This window comes from Kitasatospora dryopteridis, assembly GCF_050749075.1.
Classification (GTDB): Bacteria; Actinomycetota; Actinomycetes; order Streptomycetales; family Streptomycetaceae; genus Kitasatospora.
The window spans coordinates 1,236,873-1,261,350 of sequence record NZ_CP192749.1 but is presented as its reverse complement, the minus strand read 5'-3'; the positions used below and the strand labels follow the sequence as shown (position 1 = coordinate 1,261,350).

20 protein-coding genes are annotated in these 24,478 nt (G+C 75.1%); 12 read left to right on the top strand and 8 right to left on the bottom strand.

Features of this window, described 5'->3' with window-relative positions; all coding sequences use genetic code 11:
- Window positions 1–32: 32 nt before the first annotated feature.
- On the bottom strand, window positions 33–1,166 hold the full coding sequence (locus ACQ614_RS05730) for a hypothetical protein (RefSeq protein ID WP_431677116.1): 1,134 nt from the start codon (window positions 1,164–1,166) through the stop codon (window positions 33–35).
- Window positions 1,167–1,213: 47 nt separating this feature from the next.
- Window positions 1,214–1,738, bottom strand: coding sequence for a 2'-5' RNA ligase family protein (locus ACQ614_RS05725; RefSeq protein ID WP_431677114.1), 525 nt, complete (start codon window positions 1,736–1,738; stop codon window positions 1,214–1,216).
- Window positions 1,739–1,840: 102 nt separating this feature from the next.
- Here ACQ614_RS05725 and ACQ614_RS05720 point away from each other — a divergent pair, with 102 nt between their 5' ends.
- Window positions 1,841–3,904: an MDR family MFS transporter gene (locus ACQ614_RS05720; protein ID WP_431677113.1), complete on the top strand. Its 2,064-nt coding sequence runs from the start codon at window positions 1,841–1,843 to the stop codon at window positions 3,902–3,904.
- 155 nt (window positions 3,905–4,059) lie between these two features.
- Here the strand turns inward: ACQ614_RS05720 and ACQ614_RS05715 are convergent, their stop codons facing one another.
- Window positions 4,060–5,733: a SpoIIE family protein phosphatase gene (locus tag ACQ614_RS05715; protein ID WP_431677111.1), complete on the bottom strand. Its 1,674-nt coding sequence runs from the start codon at window positions 5,731–5,733 to the stop codon at window positions 4,060–4,062.
- A 170-nt stretch (window positions 5,734–5,903) separates the two neighbouring features.
- On the opposite strand from ACQ614_RS05715, the gene ACQ614_RS05710 reads away from it, so the two are divergent.
- The 9 genes from ACQ614_RS05710 (at window position 5,904) to ACQ614_RS05670 (ending at window position 16,930) form a co-directional block, all read left to right on the top strand.
- On the top strand, window positions 5,904–7,985 hold the full coding sequence (locus ACQ614_RS05710) for a SpoIIE family protein phosphatase (RefSeq protein WP_431677110.1): 2,082 nt from the start codon (window positions 5,904–5,906) through the stop codon (window positions 7,983–7,985).
- A gap of 69 nt (window positions 7,986–8,054) precedes the next feature.
- The gene (locus ACQ614_RS05705) at window positions 8,055–9,944 is read left to right on the top strand and encodes a hypothetical protein (protein ID WP_431677108.1); all 1,890 of its coding nucleotides are present in this window, start codon (window positions 8,055–8,057) and stop codon (window positions 9,942–9,944) included.
- Window positions 9,945–10,053: 109 nt separating this feature from the next.
- Window positions 10,054–10,902 carry a hypothetical protein gene (locus ACQ614_RS05700; RefSeq protein ID WP_431677106.1) on the top strand — a complete coding sequence of 283 codons (849 nt, stop codon included), beginning with the start codon at window positions 10,054–10,056 and terminating at the stop codon, window positions 10,900–10,902.
- Window positions 10,896–11,435 (top strand): ubiquinol-cytochrome c reductase iron-sulfur subunit, encoded by a 540-nt coding sequence (locus ACQ614_RS05695; RefSeq protein WP_431677105.1) that lies wholly within the window; start codon window positions 10,896–10,898, stop codon window positions 11,433–11,435. Before ACQ614_RS05700 ends, ACQ614_RS05695 begins: the two co-directional genes overlap by 7 nt.
- Window positions 11,432–11,686 carry a hypothetical protein gene (locus ACQ614_RS05690; protein WP_431677103.1) on the top strand — a complete coding sequence of 85 codons (255 nt, stop codon included), beginning with the start codon at window positions 11,432–11,434 and terminating at the stop codon, window positions 11,684–11,686. The genes ACQ614_RS05695 and ACQ614_RS05690 overlap by 4 nt, the downstream gene beginning before the upstream one ends.
- A gap of 37 nt (window positions 11,687–11,723) precedes the next feature.
- Window positions 11,724–12,536: a shikimate 5-dehydrogenase gene (locus ACQ614_RS05685; RefSeq protein WP_431677102.1), complete on the top strand. Its 813-nt coding sequence runs from the start codon at window positions 11,724–11,726 to the stop codon at window positions 12,534–12,536.
- 106 nt (window positions 12,537–12,642) lie between these two features.
- Window positions 12,643–13,686, top strand: a complete 1,044-nt coding sequence (locus tag ACQ614_RS05680; protein ID WP_431683828.1) for a LacI family DNA-binding transcriptional regulator — start codon at window positions 12,643–12,645, stop codon at window positions 13,684–13,686.
- Between the two features lie 319 nt (window positions 13,687–14,005).
- Complete coding sequence (locus ACQ614_RS05675; protein WP_431677101.1) at window positions 14,006–15,022, top strand: LacI family DNA-binding transcriptional regulator; 1,017 nt, start codon at window positions 14,006–14,008, stop codon at window positions 15,020–15,022.
- 150 nt (window positions 15,023–15,172) lie between these two features.
- Window positions 15,173–16,930, top strand: a complete 1,758-nt coding sequence (locus ACQ614_RS05670; protein ID WP_431677100.1) for a discoidin domain-containing protein — start codon at window positions 15,173–15,175, stop codon at window positions 16,928–16,930.
- An 85-nt stretch (window positions 16,931–17,015) separates the two neighbouring features.
- Here ACQ614_RS05670 and ACQ614_RS05665 read toward each other — a convergent pair whose 3' ends face one another.
- From ACQ614_RS05665 to ACQ614_RS05645, 5 genes are all read right to left on the bottom strand, one after another.
- Window positions 17,016–17,792: a polysaccharide deacetylase family protein gene (locus ACQ614_RS05665; RefSeq protein WP_431677098.1), complete on the bottom strand. Its 777-nt coding sequence runs from the start codon at window positions 17,790–17,792 to the stop codon at window positions 17,016–17,018.
- A 115-nt stretch (window positions 17,793–17,907) separates the two neighbouring features.
- Window positions 17,908–18,585, bottom strand: a complete 678-nt coding sequence (locus tag ACQ614_RS05660) for a DUF6445 family protein (RefSeq protein WP_431677096.1) — start codon at window positions 18,583–18,585, stop codon at window positions 17,908–17,910.
- A gap of 59 nt (window positions 18,586–18,644) precedes the next feature.
- On the bottom strand, window positions 18,645–19,520 hold the full coding sequence (locus tag ACQ614_RS05655; RefSeq protein ID WP_431677095.1) for a DUF3626 domain-containing protein: 876 nt from the start codon (window positions 19,518–19,520) through the stop codon (window positions 18,645–18,647).
- A gap of 71 nt (window positions 19,521–19,591) precedes the next feature.
- The gene (locus ACQ614_RS05650) at window positions 19,592–20,137 is read right to left on the bottom strand and encodes a DUF6584 family protein (protein WP_431677094.1); all 546 of its coding nucleotides are present in this window, start codon (window positions 20,135–20,137) and stop codon (window positions 19,592–19,594) included.
- A 62-nt stretch (window positions 20,138–20,199) separates the two neighbouring features.
- Complete coding sequence (locus ACQ614_RS05645; protein ID WP_431677092.1) at window positions 20,200–20,973, bottom strand: alpha/beta fold hydrolase; 774 nt, start codon at window positions 20,971–20,973, stop codon at window positions 20,200–20,202.
- Window positions 20,974–21,130: 157 nt separating this feature from the next.
- On the opposite strand from ACQ614_RS05645, the gene ligA reads away from it, so the two are divergent.
- The gene (ligA, locus tag ACQ614_RS05640; protein ID WP_431683827.1) at window positions 21,131–23,161 is read left to right on the top strand and encodes an NAD-dependent DNA ligase LigA; all 2,031 of its coding nucleotides are present in this window, start codon (window positions 21,131–21,133) and stop codon (window positions 23,159–23,161) included.
- Window positions 23,162–23,383: 222 nt separating this feature from the next.
- Window positions 23,384–24,238: a fumarylacetoacetate hydrolase family protein gene (locus tag ACQ614_RS05635; RefSeq protein ID WP_431677091.1), complete on the top strand. Its 855-nt coding sequence runs from the start codon at window positions 23,384–23,386 to the stop codon at window positions 24,236–24,238.
- Window positions 24,239–24,478 lie beyond the last annotated feature (240 nt).

Here is a 24,478-nt window from a genome sequence, read left to right as displayed (position 1 = left end):
CGAGGGGGCGACTGCCTGCCATCCTGCCCCGGTCAGCCGCCCAGCGGCACGGTGGCGCCGGTGAGGGTGTCGTGGCTGCGGGCCGCGTCGAAGACGCCCGTGAGGTCCGGGTGCCGGCCGACCACGGTGTGGGCGAGTGCCAGCTCCGCGGGCTCCAGACGGCGGGTCAGCCCGACGTGCGGGGCCCAGCGGCCGGGCAGGTAGTGCGTGTCGGGCTGCTCGGCGCCGTCCAGCAGCAGCCACACCCGGCGGTGCAGGTCGACCAGCTCGAAGGTCGGCACCACCGACCAGCTCAGCACCCGCCGGCGGCTGCGCGCCGAGAACGACAGCAGCCCGGTCAGCCGCACGGGCAGCGGCAGCACCTCGGCCATCAGCTCGCCCACCGCGTCCAGCGCGCCCTCGGGCGCGGCCCCGCAGGCGGCCAGCGCCAGCGCGGCCTCGACGAGCTCCGGGACGCGCGCGGTGATGTCGTCCAGGCTGCGGGTGAACACCCCGACCTCGCCGCCGTCCCGGTGCACCTGCACCCTGATGCCGTCGAGCTTCCACTCCAGGGCCGCCGGGGAGGCCTTCGCCAGCGCCTCCGCGACGCCCGGCGCGGAGGAGGCCAGCATCGGCCGCACCGGCCGGCCCACCTCCAGCCCGAACGCGCCCAGCGCCGGGGCCCCGCCGGTCAGCGCGGCCTCCGTGACGGCCCGCGCCGAGCCGCGGAACATCAGCGCCCGCCGCACCGCGGCCGCGGGCACCCCGGCGGCCTTCGCCACCGCCTCGGCCATCACGCCGTCCAGCGCACCCTGCCGCAGCTCGCCGACCAGCACCCCGCGCAGCAGCCGCTGCTCCGCCCCGGTGGCCCGCCCGAACAGGCCGTCCAGCAGCTCCCGCCGGGCGGCCTGCGCACCGCGCCCGTGCACCGCGGCCAGCTCCGCCAGCAGCCCCTCCGTCTCGGCGACGCCGAGCGAGGGCTCTGCAGCCGGGTCCGGAAGCTCGCGCAGCGCGGCGTACCCGACGCCGACCCGCATCCGGCGGGACTCGCCGGACAGCAGGGCGGCGGCGGCCGGGCCGTCCTGCGGACCCAGCTCCCGCAGGCAGTCGGCCAGCAGGGCGATCTTCGCGGTCCGGCCGGGTTCGGCGGCGACCGCCTCCGACACCCGGGCGACTCGTTCCAGCACGGCGGGCTCCCGTCCCGAGGGGGCGACTGCCTGCCATCCTGCCCCGGTCAGCCGCCCAGCGGCACGGTGGCGCCGGTGAGGGTGTCGTGGCTGCGGGCCGCGTCGAAGACGCCCGTGAGGTCCGGGTGCCGGCCGACCACGGTGTGGGCGAGTGCCAGCTCCGCGGGCTCCAGACGGCGGGTCAGCCCGACGTGCGGGGCCCAGCGGCCGGGCAGGTAGTGCGTGTCGGGCTGCTCGGCGCCGTCCAGCAGCAGCCACACCCGGCGGTGCAGGTCGACCAGCTCGAAGGTCGGCACCACCGACCAGCTCAGCACCCGCCGGCGGCTGCGCGCCGAGAACGACAGCAGCCCGGTCAGCCGCACGGGCAGCGGCAGCACCTCGGCCATCAGCTCGCCCACCGCGTCCAGCGCGCCCTCGGGCGCGGCCCCGCAGGCGGCCAGCGTCAGGTGCGGCCGGTGCCCGGGGTGGGTGTTGCGGGCCAGGCTCGGCACCCCGGCCTCGGAGAGCTGCTGCCAGACCTCCCGCACCGCCGCGTCGAGGGCGGGTGCGCAGGTCAGCTCGACGGTCTGCATGCGCCCACGCTACGGGCCGGCCCGCACGCCCCCGCCGACGGGGTTCACTGCGGCGGCCCTCCAACGCGGGCGCCCCGCGGCCCGCCGGGCGACCATGCGAGGGTGACCACCAGCGAGACCAGCCCGCCGGCCGCGGCCGCCGCGCCGCCCGTCCTGGACCGGCGGCAGCGCAACGTCGTCTTCGTCACGATCATGCTCGGCATGCTGCTCGCCGCCCTCGACCAGACCATCGTCGGCACCGCGCTGCCGACCATCGTCTCGGACCTGGGCGGCGCCGAGCACATGTCCTGGGTGGTCACCTCCTACCTGCTAGCCGAGACCGTGACCACCGCGCTGGTCGGCAAGTTCGGCGACCTGTTTGGCCGCAAGCTGGTCTTCCAGGTCTCCGCGATCGTCTTCATCACCGGCTCCTTCCTGTGCGGCCTGGCGACGAACATGTCGCTGCTGATCGCCTGGCGGGCCATGCAGGGCGTCGGCGCCGGCGGTCTGATGGTCACCTCGATGGCGCTGATCGCCGACGTCATCCCGCTGCGCGAGCGCGGCAAGTACCAGGGCGCGATCGGCGCCGTCTTCGGCGTCGCCACCGTGGTCGGGCCGCTGCTCGGCGGCCTGTTCACCGACCACCTGACCTGGCGCTGGGCGTTCTACGTCAACGTGCCGATCGCGATCGTCGTGGTCGTGGCCGCCGCCCGGACGATCCCCTCCGTCCGCTCCGCCGGCCGCCCGGTCATCGACTACCTCGGCATCGGGCTGGTCGCCGTCGGCTCCAGCGCCGTGATCCTGGCGACCAGCTGGGGCGGCAACGAGTACGCCTGGAGCTCGCCGGTGATCATCGGCCTGTTCGCGGGCGGCGCCGTCGCGCTCGGGCTGTTCTGCTGGGCGGAGACCCGCGCGGCCGAACCGATGCTGCCGATGCGGCTGTTCCGCAACCCGGTGTTCTCGGTCTGCTCGGTGCTCAGCTTCATCGTCGGCTTCGCCATGCTCGGCGCGATGACCTTCCTGCCGACCTTCCTGCAGTACGTCGACGGCGACTCGGCGACCGTCTCCGGCGTGCGGACCCTCCCGATGGTCTTCGGCCTGCTGGTCGCCTCGGTCTTCAGCGGCACCGTGGTCAGCCGCACCGGGCGCTACCGGATCTTCCCGATCGTCGGCTCCGCCGTGATGGCCGTCGGCCTCTACCTGCTGTCGCTGATGGACGCCGACACCCCGAGCTGGCTGCAGTCGCTGTACATGCTCGTCCTCGGCGCCGGCATCGGCCTGTGCATGCAGGTGCTCACCATCGCCGTCCAGAACACCGTCGACTACGCCGACCTCGGCACCGCCACCTCCGGCGTCACCTTCTTCCGCACCCTCGGCAGCTCCTTCGGCACCGCCGTCTTCGGCACCATCTACACCAACACCCTCGGCGACCGCCTCGCCGAGGGGATCGCCGCCTCGGCAAGCCTCACCGGAGCCGACCCGGCCGCCCTGGCGCGCGCCGCCGAGAACCCGAAGGCGCTGCACGAACTGCCCGCCGACCAGGCCGCCCCGATCGTCGACGCCTACGCCGACGCCCTGCACACCGTCTTCCTGTGGACGGTGCCGGTCGCCGCGATCGGCTTCGTCGTCGCGCTCTTCCTCAAGCAGGTGAAGCTCCGCGACTCCACCCGCGCCACCTCCACCGACATGGGGGAGGGCTTCGCCCAGCCGGTCTCCGGGGACTCCGCGCGGGTGCTCGAACTCTCCGTCGCCACCATCATCCGCAGCACCGACCTGGAGACCGCCCGGCGGATCGTCGACGAGTCCGGGACACGGCTGGACATGGCCCAGGCCTGGGCGGTCATGCAGGTCGAACTCTTCACCCGCACCGTCGGCCACTCCTCCCTCGCCCTGATCGCGGCCCGCCGGAGGCTCCCGCCGGAAGTGCTCGAACCGGTCTTCACCCGTGCCGTCACCGAGGGCTGGCTCTCCCGGGTCAACGGCTACTACATGCACACCGAGGCCGGGCAGGTGGAGGCCGGGAAGATCAGCCACGCCTGGGCCCAGTGGCTCTACGAACAGCTGGAACGGGAGGCCGGCCGCCCCCGCAGCGCCGAACTCCGCGCCGCCGTCGACACCATCGCCAAACGCCTCATCGCCGAGGACCTCACCGAAGGCCTCCCCGCAGCAACCCTGCGCGGCGCGTAAGGGGGCAACCCGCAGGGGCGCGGGGAACTGCGCGGTCCGGGGGCGGGTCACCTCGCTGACGTGGGCCGGCCCGATTCCGTACGGTGGTCCACTCCCTGATGGCGCAGTTCCCCGCGCCCCTATGGTGCTGCCCCGATGCGTTGGCCCTGCCCGGTTCAGCGGAAGGTTGCGGCGAGGAGGGCGACGTCGTCGTCGGCGGTGGGGGAGAGGCCGGTGAGGACGGCGTCCAGGAGGTGCTCGCCGTCGGCGTTGCGGGGCAGTCGCAGGTGGGTCAGGCGGGCCAGCGAGGCGTCGATGGGTTCGTCGCGGCGTTCGACCAGGCCGTCGGTGTAGAGCAGCAGGTGGTGGCCGGGCGGGCACTGGGCGGTGACCTCGGCGAAGCCGCCGAAGCCGGTGGCCAGTGGTGGTCCGGGCTCGACCGCGAGCAGTCGGACGGAGCCGTCCGGGGCGATCAGGGCGGGCGGCAGGTGCCCGGCGCTGGCGAAGGTGCAGACGCCGGTCTCCGGGGACATCACCACCGCCAGGCAGGTGGCGGGGCGCCCGGCGGCCAGCGGTGCGGTCAGCCGGTCCATCCGCTCGAGGATGCGGCCGGGCGGCAGGTTGCCGGAGGCGATCATCCGCAGCATGGCCTGGTAGTGGCTCATCTCGACGGCGGCTTCCAGGCTGTGCCCCATCACGTCGCCGATCGCCAGCAGCGTGGTGCCGTCGGGCCGCGCCACGGTCTCGTACCAGTCGCCGCCGACGAGGGCGCTGGCGCCGGCCGGCCGGTAGCGGAAGGCGACCTCCAGGCCGGGGTGCGGGGCGCCCGGTTCGGCGAGCAGGGCCCGCTGCAGGTCCAGGGCGATGCCGTGTTCGCGGGTGAAGCGGCGGGCGTTGTCGATGCTGACGGCGGCCCGCAGCGCGAGGTCGGCGACCACCACCGCATCCTCCTGGGTGAACAGCGGCGAGGCGCCGGCCCGGATCAGGGTGACGGTGCCGAGCGGACGGCCGCGGGCCACCAGCGGCGCGACCATGCCGGAGTGGACGCCTGCGCGGCGCAGTGCCGCCAGCCGGTCGGCGCTTGCCGCGGCCTGCCCGAGCCGGGCGTCGGAGGGGAGGTTCTCCACCACGGGCCGGCCGGTCTCCAGGGCCCGCCGGGCGGCGGAGCCGGGCTGGTGGTCGATGTACTCGCCGGCCTTGCCGAGGGCCCGTGCACACTCCTCCAGTTCCGGGACGGAGACCAGCGAGGCCCGGCGCAGCCGCAGGTGCCGGCGCGAGGCATGCAGGGCGGGCGCGTCCTCGGACGGCGGCAGGACGTCCACCGAGGCGGCGTCGCCGAGTTCGGGGACGAGGAAGCGGGCGAGCTCCACGCAGGTGGTGTCCATGTCGAGGGTGGTGCCGATCATGGTGGAGGCGCTGTCCAGCATGGCGAGCCGCTCGCGGGCGCGTTCCAGTTCGTGCTGCTGCTGGCGGGAGGCGGTGACCTCGAGCACGATCCCCGCGAGGCCGACGATCCGGCCGCCGACCTCCAGCCGGTGGTAGGCGCCGTGGAAGTAGCGGCGGGCGAGCGGCGAGGGCACCCGGGTCTGCCCGCTGGAGGTGGTCTCCCGCGGGATGCCGTCCGCGAGGACGGCCCGCAGCACGTCGGTGCGCGCGTCGATGCCCGGCACGATCTCGGCGATGGTGCGGCCGACGTGGTCCTCGGCGGGCACGCCGTTCATCCGGGCGAGAGAGGAGTTGACGTACAGGTACCGCAGGTCGGTGTCGAGGACGCCGACCGCGCCCGGGGTGCCCTCCAGCAGTTCGCGGAGCGGGGACGGCAGGCTGCGCCACACACCGTCGTCGGCCATGGCGTCACCGCCTTCCCGCAGCACGTCCGCCCTCCATCGTCGCGGGCGCGGCAGGCGGCTGCATCCGCAGAGGTTTCCGGCCGCGGCGCGGTCGGGCCCCGGCCGACTTGCCGCCCGCCCGCGCGCTGACAAGGTGGGAGAGCGAGCCCTTGCCCGAGAGGGGAGCACCCGTGCAGCCGAACGACCGCGACCGCACCGACGCCGCGCTGCTGGAGGCGCTGTTCACCCGTGCCCCGGCCGGGCTGTTCGTGCTCGACCCGGAGCTGCGCGTGGTGCGTTTCAACACCGCGGCCCGCGGCATGCGCGGCCTGCCCCCGGACGCCGTGGTGGGCCGGACGGTCGAGGAGTTCGCCCCCGGCTTCCCGCACGAGAAGCTGACCGAGATCGCCCGGGCCGTCCTGGCCACCGGGAACTCGGTGCGTCGCCTGGAGGTCTCCGGGACGGTTCCGCACGACCCGGAACGCCGGATGGTGGCCTCGCTGTCGATGTTCCGGCTGAGCGCCCCCGGCGGCCGGGTGCTCGGCCTGGCCGTGATGGTCGAGGACATCACCGAGCAGCAGGCCACCGCCGAACGGCTGGCGATCCTGAACGACGCGCAGCGGCTGATCGGCTCCACCCTGGACGCCTCCGCGACGGCCGGTGAACTCGCCGAGGTGGCGGTCGGCCGGTTCGCCGACATCGTGATCGTCGACCTGCTGGACGACGTCCTGCGCGGCCGGCGCCTGCCGCCGGGCCCGGTGCCCGCCGACGTGCCGCTGCGCCGGGCGGTGCTCCGCTCCACCGAGGAGTTCCGCAGCTCGGTGCCGACCGGGTCGCTCACCTCGCTGATCTTCCCGACCGTGCTCACCCAGAGCATGCACGACCACCGGCCGCGGCTGATCGCCCACTTGAGCGCCGACGACCCGCTGATGGTCGCCGACCCGGCGCGGGCCCGCCGGCTCGCCGAGGCCGGCGCCCGATCGCTGGTCGTCGCGCCGCTCACCGTGCACGGCACGGCGCTCGGCCTCGCCGTCTTCATCCGCTCCGCCACCGAGGCCCCCTTCGACGAGCAGGACCTCGAAGTCGCGACCGAGCTGGCCGACCGAACGGCGCTGAGCGTCCACCGGGCCTGGCAGTACCTGTACGAGCGGACCATCGCCACCGCGCTGCAGCGCCGCCTGCTGCCCGTCCGGCCGCCCGAGCTGCCCGCCGTCGACACCGCCTACCTGCACCTGTCCGGGGACGCCGACGCCGACTGGTTCGACGTCGTCCCGCTCTCCGGCGGCCGGGTCGCGCTGGTCTGCGGCACGGTCGCCGGACGCGGCGTGGAGGCCGCCGCCACCATGGGCCAGCTGCGCACCGTGGTGCAGACCCTGGCCCGCCAGGACCTGCCGGCCGACGAACTGCTCGGCGTCCTCGACGAGACGGTGCGCCGGCTGGCCGAGGAGACGGTGCCCCAGCCGGGCGAGCCGCAGGTCGCCGCGAGCTGCCTCTACCTCGTCTACGACCCGGTCACCGGCCGCTGCAGCGCGGCCGCCGCCGGCCACCCGCCGCTGATGCCGATCGCGCGCAACGGCGGCCTGCTCGACTTCGACGTGCCGGTCGGCCCCGCGCTCGGCCGCGGCGGCGGAGAGGGCTACGAGGCCGTCGCCGTCGAACTGCCGGAGGGCAGCCTGCTGGCGCTGTACACCCGCGGCCTGACGGCGGGCGCCGACAGCGCCGGCCAGGGCGGCCGGGACCGGCTGCGGCGGCTGCTCGCCCACCCCGACCGCAGCCTGCGCGAGCTGTGCGACGACGTCGCGTACGCCGCCGTGCCGCACCGGCTCGACGAGGACGCCCTGCTGCTGCTCGCCCGCACCAGGATCTTCGGCAGCGACCGGGTCGCGCTCTGGACGCTCCCGGCCGACCCGGCGGTGGTCGCCACCGCCCGCACCCTGGTCTCCCAGCAGCTCGCCGCCTGGGGGCTGCACGGGGTCGCCGACGACACCGAACTGATCGTCAGCGAGCTCGTCACCAACGCCATCCGGTACGGCAAGGGCCCCGTCCGGCTGCGGCTGATCCGCGACCGCGGCCTGCTCTGCGAGGTCACCGACAGCAACTCCGCCGCCCCCCACATGCGGCTGGCCCGCACCGGCGACGAGGGCGGCCGCGGCCTCTTCCTGGTGATGCACCTGAGCCGCCGCTGGGGCACCCGGTACGGGGAGCGCGGCAAGACCGTGTGGGCCGAGCAGCCCCTGGTGGTGGCGCCCGAGCGGGCCGCAACCATCGCATGATCGACTCGTTGGATGATCAGCAGTCCACCGGGCTGCCGCCCGTACCGACAGCCACCGGAGCCCCCGCCCATGGACCGCCAGACCCCGCGCCGCCGCGCGTCGCGGCCCGCCGACCGGCGCACCGCCGCAGCGCCCGAGGGCGTCGTGCAGAGCGACGCGGAGGAGGTCCTGGTCGTCAACTACCGCCGCCTCGCCCGGATCGCCTACCTGGTGCTGCCGGCCGGGGCGGACCGGCGCCGGCGCCTGCTGCGCGCCCACGCCGTCACCCAGCGCGCCCTGTCCGGCCCGCCCTGGAACGCCGCCGGGCGCCGCCCCGCCGAGGAGCTCTACGAGGAGCTGCGGGACCGCGTGGTGCGCCGCGCCCTGGCCGCCGCCCGCCGCCCCGGCGACCGCGCCCTGCGGGTCCTGCCCCAGGTCTGGGGCCTGCGCTTGACCACCGCGGACGGCGACCTCGCCGCCCTCGCCCTCGACCGGGCACTCGCCGCGCTCACCCCCGCAGGCCGGGCCGCCTACGCCCTGCACGCCGTCGACGGACTGCCGCCCTCCGAGGTCGCCGCGGTGCTCGTCCGCGCCGGCGAGACCAGGCCCGACCGGGCCCGGCGGGAGGCCGACGCCGTCCCGGACGGCCTCGCCGGGCACTGGGACGGCGAACGCTTCGACCCGTGCCTCGTCCGCGTCCAGCCCGGCGACCTGATCCGCCGCCGCCGGGCCGCCCGGCTGGCCGCCGCCGCCCTGCTGCTCCTGCCCGTCGCCGCCGGGACCGGCCTGGTGGTCCGGGAGTCCCGGGCGCCCGCGCTCCGGCTGCCCTCCTCGGACGGCGCAGCGGCTGCCGCCGACCCCGCCGGACTGGTCCGGGTGGACGCCGCACTGTGGAGCCGCAGCGCCCGGCTCGACCACTCCGTCTGGCCCGCCCGCGGCGACCGCACCGGCGACCGGCAGCTGCTCGGCCGCGCCCTCGCCGCCTGGCGCGGCACCACCCCCGCCCGCCTCGAACCGGGCACCGCCGCCGGCCCGCCCGCCGCACCTCCCCACCTGCTGTACGCCGGGACGGTCGACGGCGACCCGGTCGTCCTGCTCCACGACGGCGGCCGGATCGCCCAGTGGACGGACAGCCGGGGCCTGCTGCTCGCCCGCGCCGACGACTCCGACGTGACCACCGCGGCCGCCCTGGTGCTGCACCGCTCGGGCGGCTCGGTGCGCTACCTGCTCGCCCCCTGGATCGACGAGGCCGCGCTGCGCAGCCTGCGCGAACCCGGCCGCCCGGCCCGCCCGCTCGCCCGGCGGGACGGCGTCACCGACCGGGTCCCCGCACCGCCGGCCGGCGGCTGCCCCGACCTGCCCGCGCTGCAGCTGCGCTCCTCCCGCACCGTCGCCGAGAACCATGCCTTCCTGCTCGCCGACCTCGGCGGCCTCGCCCCGGCCCACTTGACCTACACCCCGCCGCCCACTGCCAGTACCGCAAGGGCGCCCCGTGAGGCCGCCGGCCCGGAGGCGCTGGCCACCTGGGCGCACACCGCCTGTGCCGTGCCCGAGCGCTCCGCGGGGGTCAAGGCCCTCAATGCCTGGGCCTTCGCCGTTCAGCCGCTGCCGCAGCAGGCGGGCAGCGCCACCTGGGTCTGCCTGCGCACCGACCGCTGGAACGGCACCGGCTCGGCCGCCACCGAGCTGCTGCTGCCGGGCGACCGCGAGCCGGTGCGGACCGGCTTCGCCGAGGGCCGCGGCTGCAGCCGCTTCGACCAGGACACCGTGGCCTGGAGCCGCTGGCGTGCCCCCGACGGTCACGACCTGCTCCTGGTCGCGGGGAGTCGCCGCATCGTCCGGCTGACCGTCCGCGCCGGGCACACGGCCGCCGACCGCTCGGTGCAGGACCGGACCCTGGTCGTCGACCGCCCGGGCCCGGAGCGCCCCTCGGTCGAGGGCGTCCGCGGCGACGGCACGGTGGTCCGCCCGCTGCCCTGATCCCGCCCCGGGCGCCGGCCTCACCCGCCCGGCCGCCACGGCGGGCCGCCGCCCCCCGCCCCGCGTACGGTCGTCGCGACACCGGCGGACGGACGACGGGAGGCGAACCGTGGCGACCACCGGCCTGCCGGACCAGGTGCCCCGGACGGTCCCGCCCGGCCGGACGGAGACCCGCGGCGGCCCCGTCCGCGCCGCACTCATCGGCGCCGGCACCGGGCTGCTGGTGGTGCTCGCGATCACCGTCGGCAGCCGCGGGCTGCGCGGCCTGGACTCCGACCTGGTGCCCTACGCGGTCGTCACCGTCGTCCTCGCCTGCGTCCTGGCGCACCGCGGCGCGGACCGCATCGCCGCCACCGCCCGCCGGTTGCTGCGGTGGGCCAGGCACCCGTCCCGCCCGCGCCTCCGCCTCCACCGGCGCGCCGGACCGCGGCCCTCGCCGGCCGGCCGGCTGGTGCTCTGGGGCTCCGCGGCGGCCGCAGCCGTCGCTCTCCCGCTCGGCTGGGGCTGGTTCGCCGTCGGCGCCGTCGGCACGTACGGGCCGGGCCTGCGGCTGCGGCTCTACGGCCGGGACGTCCTCGGCTACACCCGGGACGGCCTCCCCGGCCTGCTCGTCCGCCACTGGCTCGACCTGGCCGCCCTCGTGGTGCTCGCCGGCTGCGCAGGGCTGTTCCTGCAGTGGCGGCGCGAGGGGCGGGACGACCCGGGACGGCGCAGCGCCCGCGACGTGGTGCCGCTCGCGGCACCGGCCGCCGTCGCCGCCACCGGCCTGCTGCTCACCGCCTCGGAGGTGATCCTCGGCGGCGGCGGCCACCGGTTCCTGTCGGTGCTCCACCTGGTCTCCCTGGTGGCCGCAGTGGCGCTGCTGCCGTACGGCGGGTACCGCCGGATCCTCCGCGGCCGGGCCCGTACGGCCGAGGAGTGTCCCGTTCACGAGGCGGAGGTGCCGAGCCCGTGGTGACCGGCAAGGACCTCCCCGCCCGCCGCGACTGCCTGCGCGTCGCCGCCGTCGTCTCCGGCGGACTCGCCACCGGCACCGCCCTGGTCGCCGCCGGCGCCCTGCCGCGTCGCGGCGACGGCACCGCCGTCCCCGTCCGGATCGCCGACCGGATCGCCCGCGGCCAGGCCGTCGCCTTCGCCTATCCCGGCCCCGAGGACCGCGCCCTGGCCGTCCGGCTCGCCGACGGCACACTCGTCGGCCACTCCGCCGTCTGCACCCACCTCGCCTGCGCCCTGGTGCACCGCCCCGGGCAAGGGCCCGACGGGGACCTCCACTGCCCGTGCCACGGCGGCGGGTTCGACGTCCGGACGGGCGAGGTCACCGGCGGGCCGCCGCCCCGCGCGCTGCCGAAGGTCCTGCTCACCGAGGACGCCCGCGGAGCGGTCTGGGCGGTCGGCACCGCACGCCCCGGCGAGGACGAGCAGGCGGGCCTCTGCCGCGGCCTGCGCGCACGCGACCCGGACACCGCGGACCGGATCGGCTGCGAGCCGTGAGCGCGTCCGGGGAGAGCGGCGGGACCGGGCCGGAGCCGCAGCGGCCCGCCCGGCACCGGATGGTGCTCGCCGGCGTCCTGGTGGCCTTCCAGGCCTGGGCGCTGGCCGCAGCCGCCGACGCCTGGGCGGAGGGCGCCACCACGGCCGTCCGGTGGTGGACCGGCCTCTCCGCGCTGGCCTTCCTCGCCGTCCTGGCGCTACGACCGGCGCCCGCTGAAGCCGGGCGGTGCGGACGGTCGGGGATAGGCTGATCACGGCCCGGCAGCCACCGGAGAGGAACGGACGGCCGTGCAGATCACCAAGGACACCCGCCTGTGCATGTCGCTCGCGGCCCGGCCCGGCAACTTCGGGACGCGTTTCCACAACTACCTGTACGGCGAACTCGGTCTGGACTACGTCTACAAGGCCTTCACCACCGACGACCTGCCCGCCGCCATCGGCGGAGTGCGGGCGCTCGGCATCCGCGGCTGCGCGATCTCCATGCCCTTCAAGGAGGACGTGATCCCGCTCGTGGACGAGCTGGCGCCGTCCGCCGCCGCCCTCCGCTCGGTGAACACCCTGGTCAACGACGACGGCCGGCTGACCGCCCACAACACCGACTACACCGCGATCCGGCTGCTGCTGGAGAGCCGGAAGGTGCCGGCCGGGGCCGACTTCGTCCTGCGCGGCAGCGGCGGCATGGCGAAGGCCGTCGCCGGAGCCCTGCACGACGCCGGCTTCCGGCAGGGCACGGTCGTCGCCCGCAATCCGCAGGCCGGGCGGGAGCTCGCCGACCGGTACGGATTCGACTGGCGGCCGGACGCCGGCGGCCTGCAGGCGGCGCTGCTGGTGAACGCGACACCGATCGGCATGGCGGGCGGGCCCGAGGCCGAGGACCCGGCCTTCGCGGAGGAGGCCGTCCGCGCCGCCGGCACCGTCTTCGAGGTGGTCGCACTGCCGGTGGAGACCCCGCTCGTCCGCGCCGCCCGGGCGGCGGGCACACCCGTGATCACGGGGGCGGAGGTGCTGGTGCTGCAGGCCCTGGAGCAGTTCGAGCTGTACACCGGCGTCCGCCCGGACGAGGAGCTGGTGGCCCGCGCCGCCGCGCACGCCCGCGGCTGAGCGCGGCGGGCCGTGTGCCGGGTCGGGCCGGGGCAAGGGGGCGGGTTCGGGAGGCGGGGGCGGGCGACGGTTTCCCTCGGGGTATAACTGCAGCGTGACCACCGATCTGCCACCGTCGACCAGACCCGTGACGCTGGAACACGTCGCGAAGGTGGCCGGCGTGTCCCGAGCGACCGTGTCCCGCGTGGTGAACGGCAAGTCCACCGTCGATCCCGAGCTCCGCCGGATCGTCGAGGAGGCCGTCGCCGCCACCAACTACGTGCCGAACTCCGCCGCCCGCTCGCTCGTCACCCGGCGCACCAACTCGGTGGCCCTGGTGGTCTCCGAGGCCGAGCGGCGCAACCAGCCGCTGGACCCGTTCGTCGGGCGGATGTTCACCGACCCGCACTTCGGCCGGGTGGTGAGCGGCGTCATCCAGGTGCTGCGCCCGCAGGGCATGCAGATGGTGCTGATGCTGGCGGACGACGCCGAGTCGCGCAGCCAACTGCTCGGCTATCTGCGGCAGGGCCACGTCGACGGCGTCATCCTGATCTCCTCCAACGCCGCCGACCCGCTGCCGGCCTGGCTCACCGAGGCCCGCATCCCGGCGGTGCAGGCGTCCAGGCCCGCCTCCTCCAGCTCGATCGCGTACGTGGACGTGGACCAGCGGGAGGGCGTCCGGCTGGCGGTCGACCACCTGGTGGGGCTGGGACGGAAGCGGATCGCGACGATCACCGGCCCGCTGGACATGCCCGCCAGCCAGGAGCGGCTGACCGGCTTCCGCGAGGCGCTGGCCGCGCACGGCCACGGCGAGGGCGTGTACGTGGAGGGCGACTTCACGCAGGACGGCGGCGCGGCGGCGATGCGGGTGCTGCTGGAGCGGGCGCCCGACCTGGACGCGGTGTTCATCGCCTCGGACCTGATGGCCCTCGGCGCGCTGCCGGTGCTGTCGCGCAGCGGGCGGCGGGTGCCCGAGGACGTCGCGGTGGTCGGCTTCGACGACAGCAGCGCGGCGCTGGCCTGCGACCCGCAGCTGACCACGGTGCGGCAGCCGGTCGAGGACATGGCGGCCGAGATGGCGCGGCTGGTGCTGCGGCAGATCGCGGAGCCGGCCAAGACGATGCCGATGGTGGTCTTCCGGCCGTCACTGGTGATCCGCCACTCCGCCTGAGCCGAGGCAGGCCCGCGTAGGGGCGTGGGGAACTGCTGGGGGCGCGGGGAACTGCGCAGTCCGGGGGCGGGCGTCACAACGGTACGGGCCGGCCATGGTCTGTACGACGGCCCGCATCCGAATTGCGCAGTTCCCCCCAGCCTTCGGCCGGGAGGTATCCCCACGCGCCCCTGTCGACTCTCCCTTGGAGAGCGTTTTCTCATCTGGGTGTAGCTGGCAGGCGCACGCCCATTGACACGGGAGGTTTTTCGGGGGCACTCTCTAGCCGCTGGTGAGAGAGCGCTCTCTCGATTGGCTCGAGCAGACGGAGAGGAGACCCGTGGACCTGACGCAGCTGGAGCGGCACCGGCCGACCCTGGAGGACGTCGCCGAGCGTGCCGGGGTTTCCCGGGCCACCGCCTCCCGGGTGGTCAGCGGCTCTCACCCGGTCAGCGAGCGGCGCCGGTCCGCCGTGCTGCGCGCCGTCGCCGACCTGCGGTACGTGCCCAACCAGGCCGCCCGCTCCCTGGTGAGCCGCCGCACCGGCTCGTACGCCCTGGTGCTGCCGGAGGGGATGGGGCAGGTCTTCTCGGAGGGCTTCTTCCCCACCCTGATCCGCGGTGCCACGGCCGAACTCGAGGAGTCCGACGAACAGTTGGTCATCCTGCTGGCCGGTTCCGCAGCCGGCCGGCGGCGGATCGAGCAGTACGCGCGGGGCGGGCACGTGGACGGCGTCGTGCTCGCCTCGGTGCACGACCGCGATCCGCTGCCCGGCCTGCTGGCGGGCACCGGCATCCCCGTGGTGTGCAGCGAACGCTCCTACGGCGGGCTGCAGTTGCCCTACATCGGGGTGGACAACGCGGGCGGTGCGGCTGCCGCCGTCCGGTACCTGAAGAAGATCGGCCGGACCCGGATCGCCACCGTCGCCGGGCCCTCCTCCACCCCGGCGGGGCAGGACCGGCTGGCCGCCTACCTGCGCGAGACCACCCGGGTGCACCGCCGTCCGCTGGTCGCCGAGGCCGACTTCACCGTCGAGGGCGGCCGGGCCGCGGCCGCCCGGCTGCTGGCGGAGGAGCCGCGGATCGACGGCCTCTTCGCCGCCTCCGACCAGATGGCCCTGGGCGCGCTCGACGCCCTGCGGCGGGCCGGCCGCCGGGTGCCCGAGGACGTGGCCGTGGTCGGCTTCGACGACGTCGACTGCGCCCGCCTCGCCGAGCCCGCGCTCACCACCGTGCACCAGCCGATCGAGCAGCTCGGCCGCCAACTCGTCCGCCTGGTGCAGCGGTTGGCAGCCGGGGAGGAGGCCGGACCGGCGCTGGTGCTGCCCACCGCGCTGGTCGTGCGCGATTCCGCCTGACCCGGCCACCCGACCCCCGCCCGAGGACGGCCATGGACCACCCCCGACTCCGCAGGCCGACGGCGCGCGGACCGCCGTGCGCGGGCCCCGCCCCCCACCGATGCACCGTCGTTCAGACTCCGCACCACCCCCACCCAGCTGGAGTTCCCCATGACAACGGCACCACCGCACGTCCTGTCGCGCGTGCCGCGCCCCCGGCGGGCGCTGACCCGGCTGCTGACGGCCCTGCTGCTCGCCGTCGGCGCCCTGCTCGTCCCGTTCGCCCCCGCGGCCCCCGCGGCTGAGAGCCTGCTTTCCCAGGGCAGGACCGTCACCGCCTCCTCCACCGAGAACGGCGTGGCCTTCCCGGCCTCGGCCGCCGTCGACGGCAATGCCGGCACCCGCTGGTCGAGTGCCTTCGGCGACCCGCAGTGGCTCCAGGTCGACCTGGGCGCCACCGCCACCGTCAGCCGTGTCGTCCTGCAGTGGGAGGCCGCCTACGCGACCGGCTTCAAGCTGCAGACCTCCGCCGACGGCACCGCCTGGACGGACGTCTACAGCACCGCCGCCGGCACCGGCGGCACCCAGAACCTCACCGTGAACGGCACCGGCCGCTACGTCCGGATGTACGGCACCGCCCGGGCCACCCAGTACGGCTACTCGCTCTGGGAGTTCCAGGTGTACGGCACCCCCGGCGGCGGCACGGGCGGCGGCGACGTCCAACTCTCGTACAACAAGCCGGCCGTGGCCTCCAGCAGTCAGAACGACGGCGGTTGCGGCAACTGCACGCCGGGGAAGGCCGTGGACCAGGACCCGGCCACCCGCTGGGCCACCGCCGCCTGGAGCGACCCGGCCTGGATCTACATCGACCTCGGCGCCACCGCCACCGTCCACAAGGTGATCCTCCAGTGGGACCCGGCCTACGCCACCGCGTACAGGCTGCAGGTTTCGGGCGACGCCGCCAACTGGACGGACATCTACTCCACCACCACCGGCAAGGGCTTCAAGGAGACCATCACCAACCTGAACGGCACCGGCCGCTACGTCCGGATGTACGGCACCGCCCGGGTCGGCCAGTACGGCTACTCGCTCTGGGAGTTCCAGGTGTTCGGCACCGGCGGCAGCCCCGTCACCCCGCCGCCGCTGCCGCCGAACCCGACCTTCCCGGCCGGCCGGCTGGTCTTCGGCGACGAGTTCAACGGCCCGAACGGCACCGCGCCGGACGCCGGCAAGTGGACCACCGACCCCGGCCCGGGCGTCAACAACGAGCTGGAGTACTACACCACCGGCAACAAGAACCTCTTCCAGGACGGCACCGGCAACCTGGTGATCGAGGCCCGCAAGGAGGTCACCCCCGGCTCGTCCTGCCCGCGGGACCCGCTCTCCGGCAGCACCACCTGCCAGTACACCTCCGGCCGGATCAACACCTCCGGCCACTTCGACTTCACCTACGGCCACGCCGAGGCCCGGATCAAGGTGACCGGTACCCAGGGCCTGTGGCCGGCCTTCTGGATGCTCGGCTCCAACTTCAAGTCCGGTACCCCGTGGCCGTACTCGGGTGAGATCGACATCATGGAGCACGTGGGCAAGGTCGCCGACACGGTGTACTCCACGCTGCACGCGCCCGCATACAACGGCGCGGGCGGGTACGGCTCGCCGTACACCCTGGCGGGCACCGACTTCGCAGGCGCCTTCCACACCTACGCCGTGGACTGGGACTCCGCCCACATGACGTTCTACGTGGACGGCAACGCCTTCTTCACCGTGGACCGCACCGCCCTGGAGACCACCCGCGGCCCGTGGGTGTACGACCACCCGTTCTACCTGATCCTCAACAACGCGGTGGGCGGCGACTGGCCGGGCGCCCCGGACGCCTCGACCGTGTTCCCGCAGAAGATGCTCGTGGACTACGTCCGCGTCTACCAGTAGCGGGAGTCGCCGCCGGCCGGGTGCCCCGTGCGGAGCACCCGGCCGGCGGTACTGCTGTGCGCGCCGATCGGGGCGTCGAGGGCGGTCAGGGCCGGTAGACGCGGCCCGGCTCCGGGGCCGCGGGGGCGAGGAGTTGGGAGACCGTCACCACCGTGTAGCCGCGGCGGTGGAGTTCGGCGAGGATGCCCGGGACGGCCGGGACGGTGCCCGGGTAGATGTCGTGCAGCAGGATGATCCCGTCGCGGCGGACCTGGTCGAGGACGCGCTGCTGGATCAGCGCCGAGTCATTGGTGTCGTAGTCCTTGGCGGTGACGCTCCACAGCACCTGGGCGACGCCGAGTTCGGCGCAGATCCGGGACACCTCGTCGTCGGTGCGGCCCTGCGGCGGGCGCATCAGGACGGGCCGCCTGCCGGTGATCCGCTCCACGGCGTCCTGGGTGCGGGATATCTCGGCACGCGCCTCTGCGGACGGGATCTCGGTGAGGATGCGGTGCGTCCAGGTGTGGTTGGCCGGCTCGTGGCCCTCGGCGACGATGCGGCGGACGGTGTCGGGGTGCTCCACCACGTGGTTCTTGCCGAGCATGAAGAAGGTCGCGTGCGCGTTCTCCCGCTTGAGGATGTCGAGCAGCCCGGGCGTGTACTCGCTCGGCCCGGCGTCGAAGGTGAGGGCCACGCAGGTGGCCTTGCGGCAGTCGACGCCCTGGACGGCGGTGTCCTGGGAGACCGCCGACGCCCGGTCGCGGGCCGCCCGCGGGGCGGTGGTCTCGTACGAGGCGCAGCCGCCCAGGGCCAGGGCCACGGCGGCCGCCATGGCGAGCGCTGGTACGGTACGCCTGCGAACCCTGCTGCTGCCGAACGGCATCGAGCCCCCTCCCCGCGGCCACGCCGCCGGTCGGAGGCGTGTTCGAGGAGACTCTAAACGACCTTACATACCTGGTATGCAGCGGGGTTGTTGTGCTCAGGCCATCCGGCCGTGCTCAGGCCATCCAGAAGAAGACCGCGGTCATCCGCTTGTCCTCCATCGTGCTGCCCCAGTAGCCGGTCGCGGTGTGGATGATGTTGGCGCTGTACAGCAGCAGCCGGTTGAAGCGGTGCGGGACGCGGACGTCCTCGACGAAGGCGTCGGCGGGCACGAAGCGGGTCCCGAGCGCATCGACCAGGTTGTTGTGCGGGGCGGCCACGATGTTGCCGCCCAGCGCCCCGCCCGGGAGCTGCTGGCGGTAGAAGCTGGTGCCGCAGTCCTTCGGCGCCTCGGGGTTGAGGTAGAGCACTGCGGCGTAGCGGCACACCGCGCGCGAGTCGGTGTGCGGGCGCGGCTCGCACTCGTCCTTGCCGACCACCTGGATGCAGTTGTGGTTCACGGTGGCGCCGGCCGGCCCGGTCTCCGCCCAGATCCGGCGTGCGCCGGTCGCCTTCGTCACCAGGCCCTCGACGTGGGCGAGTTCGTCCGGCGTCAGGCCCGGCATGGTGCGCATGCCCGGCCAGGTCTCGGGCTTGTGCGGGTAGCCCTGGCTCCAGTCGTCGCGGGCCAGGCAGCGGGCCCGGACGGCTTCGGCGTCGGGGAGCACGTCGTCGATGACCCAGTAGTCGCGGCCGCGGGTCGGCTTGCGATAGGGCAGGACCGGGAGCACCGGCGTCCGGGGGAGGGGTGACATGGCCCCGACGGTAGCCAGGCCGGTCGGCGCCTCTCGCCCGTGATCAGGTCAATTGTGCGTCAAGGCGAGGCCAAGGCGGTCGGTGCCGGTGCCGCGGTCTGCGGCGCGCCGAAGTGCGCGACGTAGTGCCAGACCCGCTTGAGGTCCTGCGGGTCGTACCGGCCGCTGCGCTCGGCGTCGCCGATGATCCGCGCGTCCAGCAGGCCGTCCTCGGCGATCTCCTCGCCCAGGGCGACGAACTCCGGTCCGCGGAAGTCCGGACGGCGGCGCAGCACGTCGACGGTGATCCGGAAACCCGGGTGCCACTCGAGCGGGCAGGGCAGCCGGCGGGCGTCCTTCTCGACCTGCGTGCCGCGGTAGCAGGGGTCCAGGACGAGCGCCTCCACGTCGCGGTCCAGCCGGACCGGGCCGTGGACCTGTGCTTCGACGTAGTCGTCCAGCGGGGGCGGGTTGTCGCGTTCGAGGATCGCGAGGAGTGCGAACCGGGTTGCGACGCCGAAGTTCTCCGGTTCGGTGAAGCTGTCGGGATAGCAGAAGGTGGCCCGTTCGACCGTGTCGGCGGTCAGCCGGAGGTAGGAGGAGCCGAACCGGGGTGCGCCGCCGCCGGGCAGGCCGCGGAAGTCCACGGCGCCGTAGACCGGGCGCTCGTGGCCCGGGGCGTCGTCGTAGGCGCCGCCGAACATCCGGCTCTCCCAGCGCCATCGGTCGCCTCCGGGGTGGGCGGAGAGGCTGCCGGCCCCCGTGCCGGTGACGAACTGCGAGCGGTAGAGGCCGTCTTCGGCCAGCCCGTGCAGGACGGGCCGGCCGCGCGCCGTCCGGTCCGGGTGGAAGTTCAGCGTCAGGCGCAGCCGGGGGTCGATCGGGCCGCCCGTCGAGCGCGCCGTGACATGGCGCAGGGCGCGCCGTTGCGGGGTGTCCTCGATGCCGGTGCTCATCGCCGCAGTCTGCCGGAGCCGCGGGCCGCGGCGCATCCGGATTCGAGCGGGGTAACGCCCCTGAACCGACTTCAGAACAGCCAGCGGGCGAAGACGACGGCGCCGAGGACGGTGAGGCCGAGGAGGGTCAGGGCGGCGAGCACGGCCACCACGGCGCAGGAGAAGAACGCGAGGTCGGAGGCCGTGTCCTCCGCCACGACGGTGCCGTCCGCGTCGCGGAGTTCGTCGCGGACCGCCTTGGCGTCGTACCAGTCGACCGGGTGTCCGGCTCGGGTGGTGGCGGCTTCGCGGACTTCTGCCAGCCGGGTGCGGGCGGTCTCCGTCGGGGCGTCGGACTCCGGGCCGCGCCAGGCGAGGGCGGCCATCCGGGCGAGCGGGTCGGCGTAGCGCTCCTCGAAGGCGGCGGTCTCCGCCGGGTCGCGGTCCTCGTCCAGGTACGTCCAGCGGCCGGCCTCGGCGGGCTCGCCGTACAGCCGGTACACCTCGGCCAGCCTGCGGCGCGCCGTCAGGTCGGCGGGGCGGCTCCCGACCAGGCCGCGCAGGCGCTGGCGGGCGACGGGTATCCGGCCGGCGCGGAGGTCCGCGTCGGCCCGGGTGAGGGCGGTCCCGACGGTCATCGGAGCATGGTCGGGGCCGGCGCAACCGCAGGTCAAGGCGGTTTCCGCCGGGGAGGGGCCGCTCAGGCGTTTGCGGACGGGAGGAAGCCCTCCAGCAGCGGGACGAGCAGCCGGGTGCGCCGCATGACGTCCATGTGGGTGGTGCGCGGCAGGACGGCCAGCCGGGCGTCCGGGATCAGCTCGTACATCTCCACCGCGTGGTCGAGGCGGACGAAGTCGTGGTCGCCGACGACCAGCAGGGTGGGTGCCGCCAGGCGGTGGAGTGCCTCGGCCGGCCAGCCCTCGAAGGTGCCGACCGCGCCCGAGGCCTTGGCGGCGAAGTCGTCGAAGTGGTCCGGCTCGGGGGAGACGGCGAGGTAGGCCTCGCGCATATCGGCGAAGTCCCGTTCGGTGGGCATCCGGGTGGAGCCGGGGTGGAGTTCGGAGTGGCGGATCTCGTCGTGGTAGCCGTCGGGGCGGTAGTTGGTGGAGGCGAGGACGAGGTGGTCCACCCGGGCCGGGTGGCTGATCGCCAGCTCCAGTGCGACGTAGCCGCCGAGGCTGAAGCCGAGCAGGTCGGCCCGTTCGATGCCGAGGTGGTCGAGCAGCCCGAGGACGTCCTCGGCGAGGTGGCCGATGCGGAACTCGCGGTCGGTGTCGGCGGTGTGTCCGTGGCCCTGGAGCTCGGGTGCGATCACCCGGCGGCCGGGCGGGAGCGCCGCGATCAGGGTGCCGAAGGCCATCTCGGCGGTCAGCAGGCCGCCGTGCAGGGCGATCAGCGGCCGCCCGTCGGCGGGGCCGTGCTCCTCGTAGTACAGGTCGATCCCGTTGACGTGCAGGTGGCGGCCGGCGGTCACGAGTCCTCCTGGCTGGGGCGGCGTTCCGCTCCAGTCTGGGCCGCCGGACCGCCGCCGCCCGGGAGGAGCGACGGCCCGGCGAGCCGCGGGCGGGCCAGGTGCCCCGGCGCCCCTGAACCGGACCCGGCCACTCCGAATGTCAGTGGCGGTCGAGATGATGTTCGACATGAAGGACGCAGCCGCCCTGGCCACCCATGCCGCCTATGCCGATGCCGTCGCCACCGCCGTGCAGGCGGCCGCGGCCTACTACGCCGACGGCGCCACGTCGCTGGGCGACGACGAGTACGACGCGCTGCTGCGCTCGATCGAGGCCTACGAGCAGGCCAACCCCGGTGAGGCGCTGCCCGACTCGCCGACCGGCAAGGTCGCCGGCGGCGCCGCGGTCGGCGACGTCCCGCACTCGGTGCCCATGCTCAGCCTGGACAACGTCTTCTCCGGCGAGGAGCTGGAGGCCTGGGCGGCCGGCCTGGAGCGCCGGCTCGGCCGCCCGGTCGACGGCTGGTGCGTCGAGCCCAAGCTCGACGGCCTCGCCGTGGCCGCCCGCTACCGCGCAGGCCGCCTCGTCCGCCTGATCACCCGCGGCGACGGCCTGGCCGGCGAGGACATCGGCCACGCCGCCGACGCCGTCCTCGGCTTGCCGCAGACCCTCGCCGAGCCGCTCGACATCGAACTGCGCGGTGAAGTCCTCCTGACGCAGAGCCAGTTCGAGAAGGCCAACGAGGTGCGGACGGCGCACGGCGCCACCCCCTTCGCCAACCCCCGCAACGGCGCCGCCGGCACCCTGCGGGCCAAGGACCGCCCGTACCGGATCGAGCTCACCTTCTTCGCCTACGGCGCGATCGGCCTCGACGGCCTCGGCCACAGCGAGATCCTCGAGCGGCTCGCCGCCCTCGGGGCCAACACCGCCGCCGGCACGGCCGCCACGCCCGCCCGCTGCGCCGGCGTCGCCGAGGTGCAGCAGCGGATCGACGCGATCGCCGCCCTGCGTGCCGCCCTGCCCTTCGGCATCGACGGCATCGTGGTGAAGGCCGACGCCGCCGCCGACCAGGAGCAGGCCGGCGCGGGCTCCCGGGCGCCGCGCTGGGCCGTCGCCTACAAGCTGCCCGCCGTGCACAAGGTCACCCGGCTGCTCGGCGTCGAGTGGAACGTCGGCCGCACCGGCGTGATCGCCCCGCGCGCCGTCCTGGAGCCGGTCGAGGTCGACGGCGTCACCATCACCTACGCCACCCTGCACAACCCGGCCGACATCACCCGCCGCGGCCTGCTGATCGGCGACCAGGTCTTCGTCCACCGCGCCGGGGACGTCATCCCGCGGGTCGAGGCGCCGCTCGTCGACCAGCGCACCGGCGACGAGCAGCCGATCGAGTTCCCCGCCGCCTGCCCGCGGTGCGGCGACGCCATCGACACCTCGCAGCAGCGGTGGCGCTGCGTCCGCGGCCGCGGCTGCCAGGCCGTCGCCTCCATCCGGTACGCCGTCGGGCGCGACCAGCTCGACGTCGAGGGCCTCGGCGGCACCCGCGCCGTCCAGCTGGTCGAGGCCGGCCTGGTCGCCGACCCCGCCGACCTGTTCGCGCTGACCCGCGAGCAGCTGCTCACCCTCGACCGGATGGGCGACACCAGCGCCGACAACCTGATCGCCGCCATCGAGGAGGCCAGGACGCGCCCGCTCAACCGGGTGTTCTGCGCACTCGGCGTGCTCGGCACCGGGCGTTCCATGTCCCGCCGCATCGCCGCCCACTTCGGCAGCATGGCCGCCATCCGGGCCGCCGATGCCGAGGCCCTCGCCGAGGTCGACGGCATCGGCCCCGAGAAGGCCGCCGTGATCGTCACCGAACTCGTCGAACTCGCCCCCGTCCTGGACAAGCTGGCGGCCCACGGCGTCGGCACCGCCGAGACCCCGCCCGCCGCCGCAGCCGCCGCCACCGGGGAGGCCGCAGGCCCGCTCGCCGGCGAAGCCGTCGTGGTCACGGGCAGCATGACCGGGCCGCTCGCCGAGCTCAGCCGCAACCAGATCAACGAACTGATCGAGCGGGCCGGCGGCAAGGCCTCGTCCTCGGTCTCCAAGCGGACCACCCTGCTGGTCGCCGGCGAGAAGGCGGGCTCCAAGCGGGCGAAGGCCGAGGAGCTGGGCATCCGGGTGGTGTCGCCGGAGGGCCTGGCCGAGCTGGTGGGGGCGCTGCTGGTGTGAGGGGGCGGCGTGGCCGCGGGCTGTCGGCTTCGGGCCCGGGCCGCCCGGAGCCTGAGTCCCGGGGCCCCAGGTCCCGTGAATCCTGAGGCCGGACGGGTGGCCTGGCTGGCCGATGGCGGACACGGCGGGGGTGAGGATGCGGGGGTGGGTGCCCGGCGTGCGTAGGGTGCAGGTCGGCGGGCGGCCGGTCGGGCCGTGGGTCCGCCGGAGAGGAGCCCTGGAGTGAAGCTGCTGCGCGTCGGCCCCGCGGGGTCGGAACGGCCCGCCGTCCTCGCCGGTGACGGCCGGCTGCTGGACCTGTCCGGCCTCACCGCGGATATCGACGGCCGCTTCCTGGCCGGCGGCGGCGTGGCGGCCGTCCGGGCTGCCCTCGCCGCCGGCACCCCGCTGCCCGAGCTCGACCCGCAGGGTCTGCGGATCGGCGCACCGGTGGCCCGGCCCGGCAAGGTGGTCTGCATCGGCCTCAACTACCGCGACCACGCGGAGGAGACCGGTGCCGCCGTCCCGGCCCGCCCGGTGGTGTTCCTGAAGGACCCGGGGACGGTCGTCGGGCCGTACGACCGGGTGCTGATCCCGCGCGGCTCGGTGAAGACCGACTGGGAGGTGGAGCTCGCCGCCGTCGTCGGGAGCCGGGCCCGCTACCTCTCCTCGCCCGCCGAGGCGCTCGGCACGGTCGCCGGGTACGCGGTGAGCAACGACGTCTCCGAGCGGGAGTTCCAGCTGGAGTTCTCCGGGCAGTGGGACCTCGGCAAGTCCTGCGAGACGTTCAACCCGCTGGGGCCGTGGCTGGTCACGCCGGACGAGGTCGGCGACCCGCAGGCGCTCGCCGTGCAGCTGGACGTGAACGGCGTCCGGCGCCAGCAGGGCAGCACCAAGGACATGATCTTCGAGGTCGGGTACCTCCTCTGGTACCTCAGCCAGTACATGGTCCTGGAGCCCGGGGACGTCATCAACACCGGGACCCCGGCGGGCGTCGCCCTCGGCCGGCCCGACCACCCGTACCTGCGCCCGGGCGACGTCGTCGAGCCCGCCATCGACGGTCTCGGCAGCCAGCGCCAGACCTTCGCCGCGGCCTGAGCCCGGCCGCCCGGGGCGCCGCGGTGCGCGTCCGGCTCGGCTCGGACTGGCCGGTCTGCACCCTGGCCGCCCCTACGGCGAAGTCCTCTGCCTCACCGATGAGTTGATCGCACACCTCGCCCCGGCCGAGCGGCAGGCAGTGCTCGCCGGGACGGCCGTCCGCAGCCACCGGCTCCGTACGGCGCCCGACGCCGACCTCTGAGGGGCGGGGGAACTGCGCAGCTCAAGAGCGGCCGCCTC

Excerpts from the sequence above, each read along its gene's own strand:
- ACQ614_RS05715 (WP_431677111.1), bottom strand. The coding sequence starts at position 5,733 with ATGGCCGACGACGGTGTGTGGCGCAGCCTGCCGTCCCCGCTCCGCGAA.
- ACQ614_RS05660 (WP_431677096.1), bottom strand. The coding sequence starts at position 18,585 with ATGTCACCCCTCCCCCGGACGCCGGTGCTCCCGGTCCTGCCCTATCGC.
- ACQ614_RS05670 (WP_431677100.1), top strand. The coding sequence starts at position 15,173 with ATGACAACGGCACCACCGCACGTCCTGTCGCGCGTGCCGCGCCCCCGG.
- ACQ614_RS05665 (WP_431677098.1), bottom strand. The coding sequence starts at position 17,792 with ATGCCGTTCGGCAGCAGCAGGGTTCGCAGGCGTACCGTACCAGCGCTC.
- ACQ614_RS05705 (WP_431677108.1), top strand. The coding sequence starts at position 8,055 with ATGGACCGCCAGACCCCGCGCCGCCGCGCGTCGCGGCCCGCCGACCGG.
- ACQ614_RS05655 (WP_431677095.1), bottom strand. The coding sequence starts at position 19,520 with ATGAGCACCGGCATCGAGGACACCCCGCAACGGCGCGCCCTGCGCCAT.
- ligA (WP_431683827.1), top strand. The coding sequence starts at position 21,131 with ATGTTCGACATGAAGGACGCAGCCGCCCTGGCCACCCATGCCGCCTAT.
- ACQ614_RS05725 (WP_431677114.1), bottom strand. The coding sequence starts at position 1,738 with ATGCAGACCGTCGAGCTGACCTGCGCACCCGCCCTCGACGCGGCGGTG.
- ACQ614_RS05650 (WP_431677094.1), bottom strand. The coding sequence starts at position 20,137 with ATGACCGTCGGGACCGCCCTCACCCGGGCCGACGCGGACCTCCGCGCC.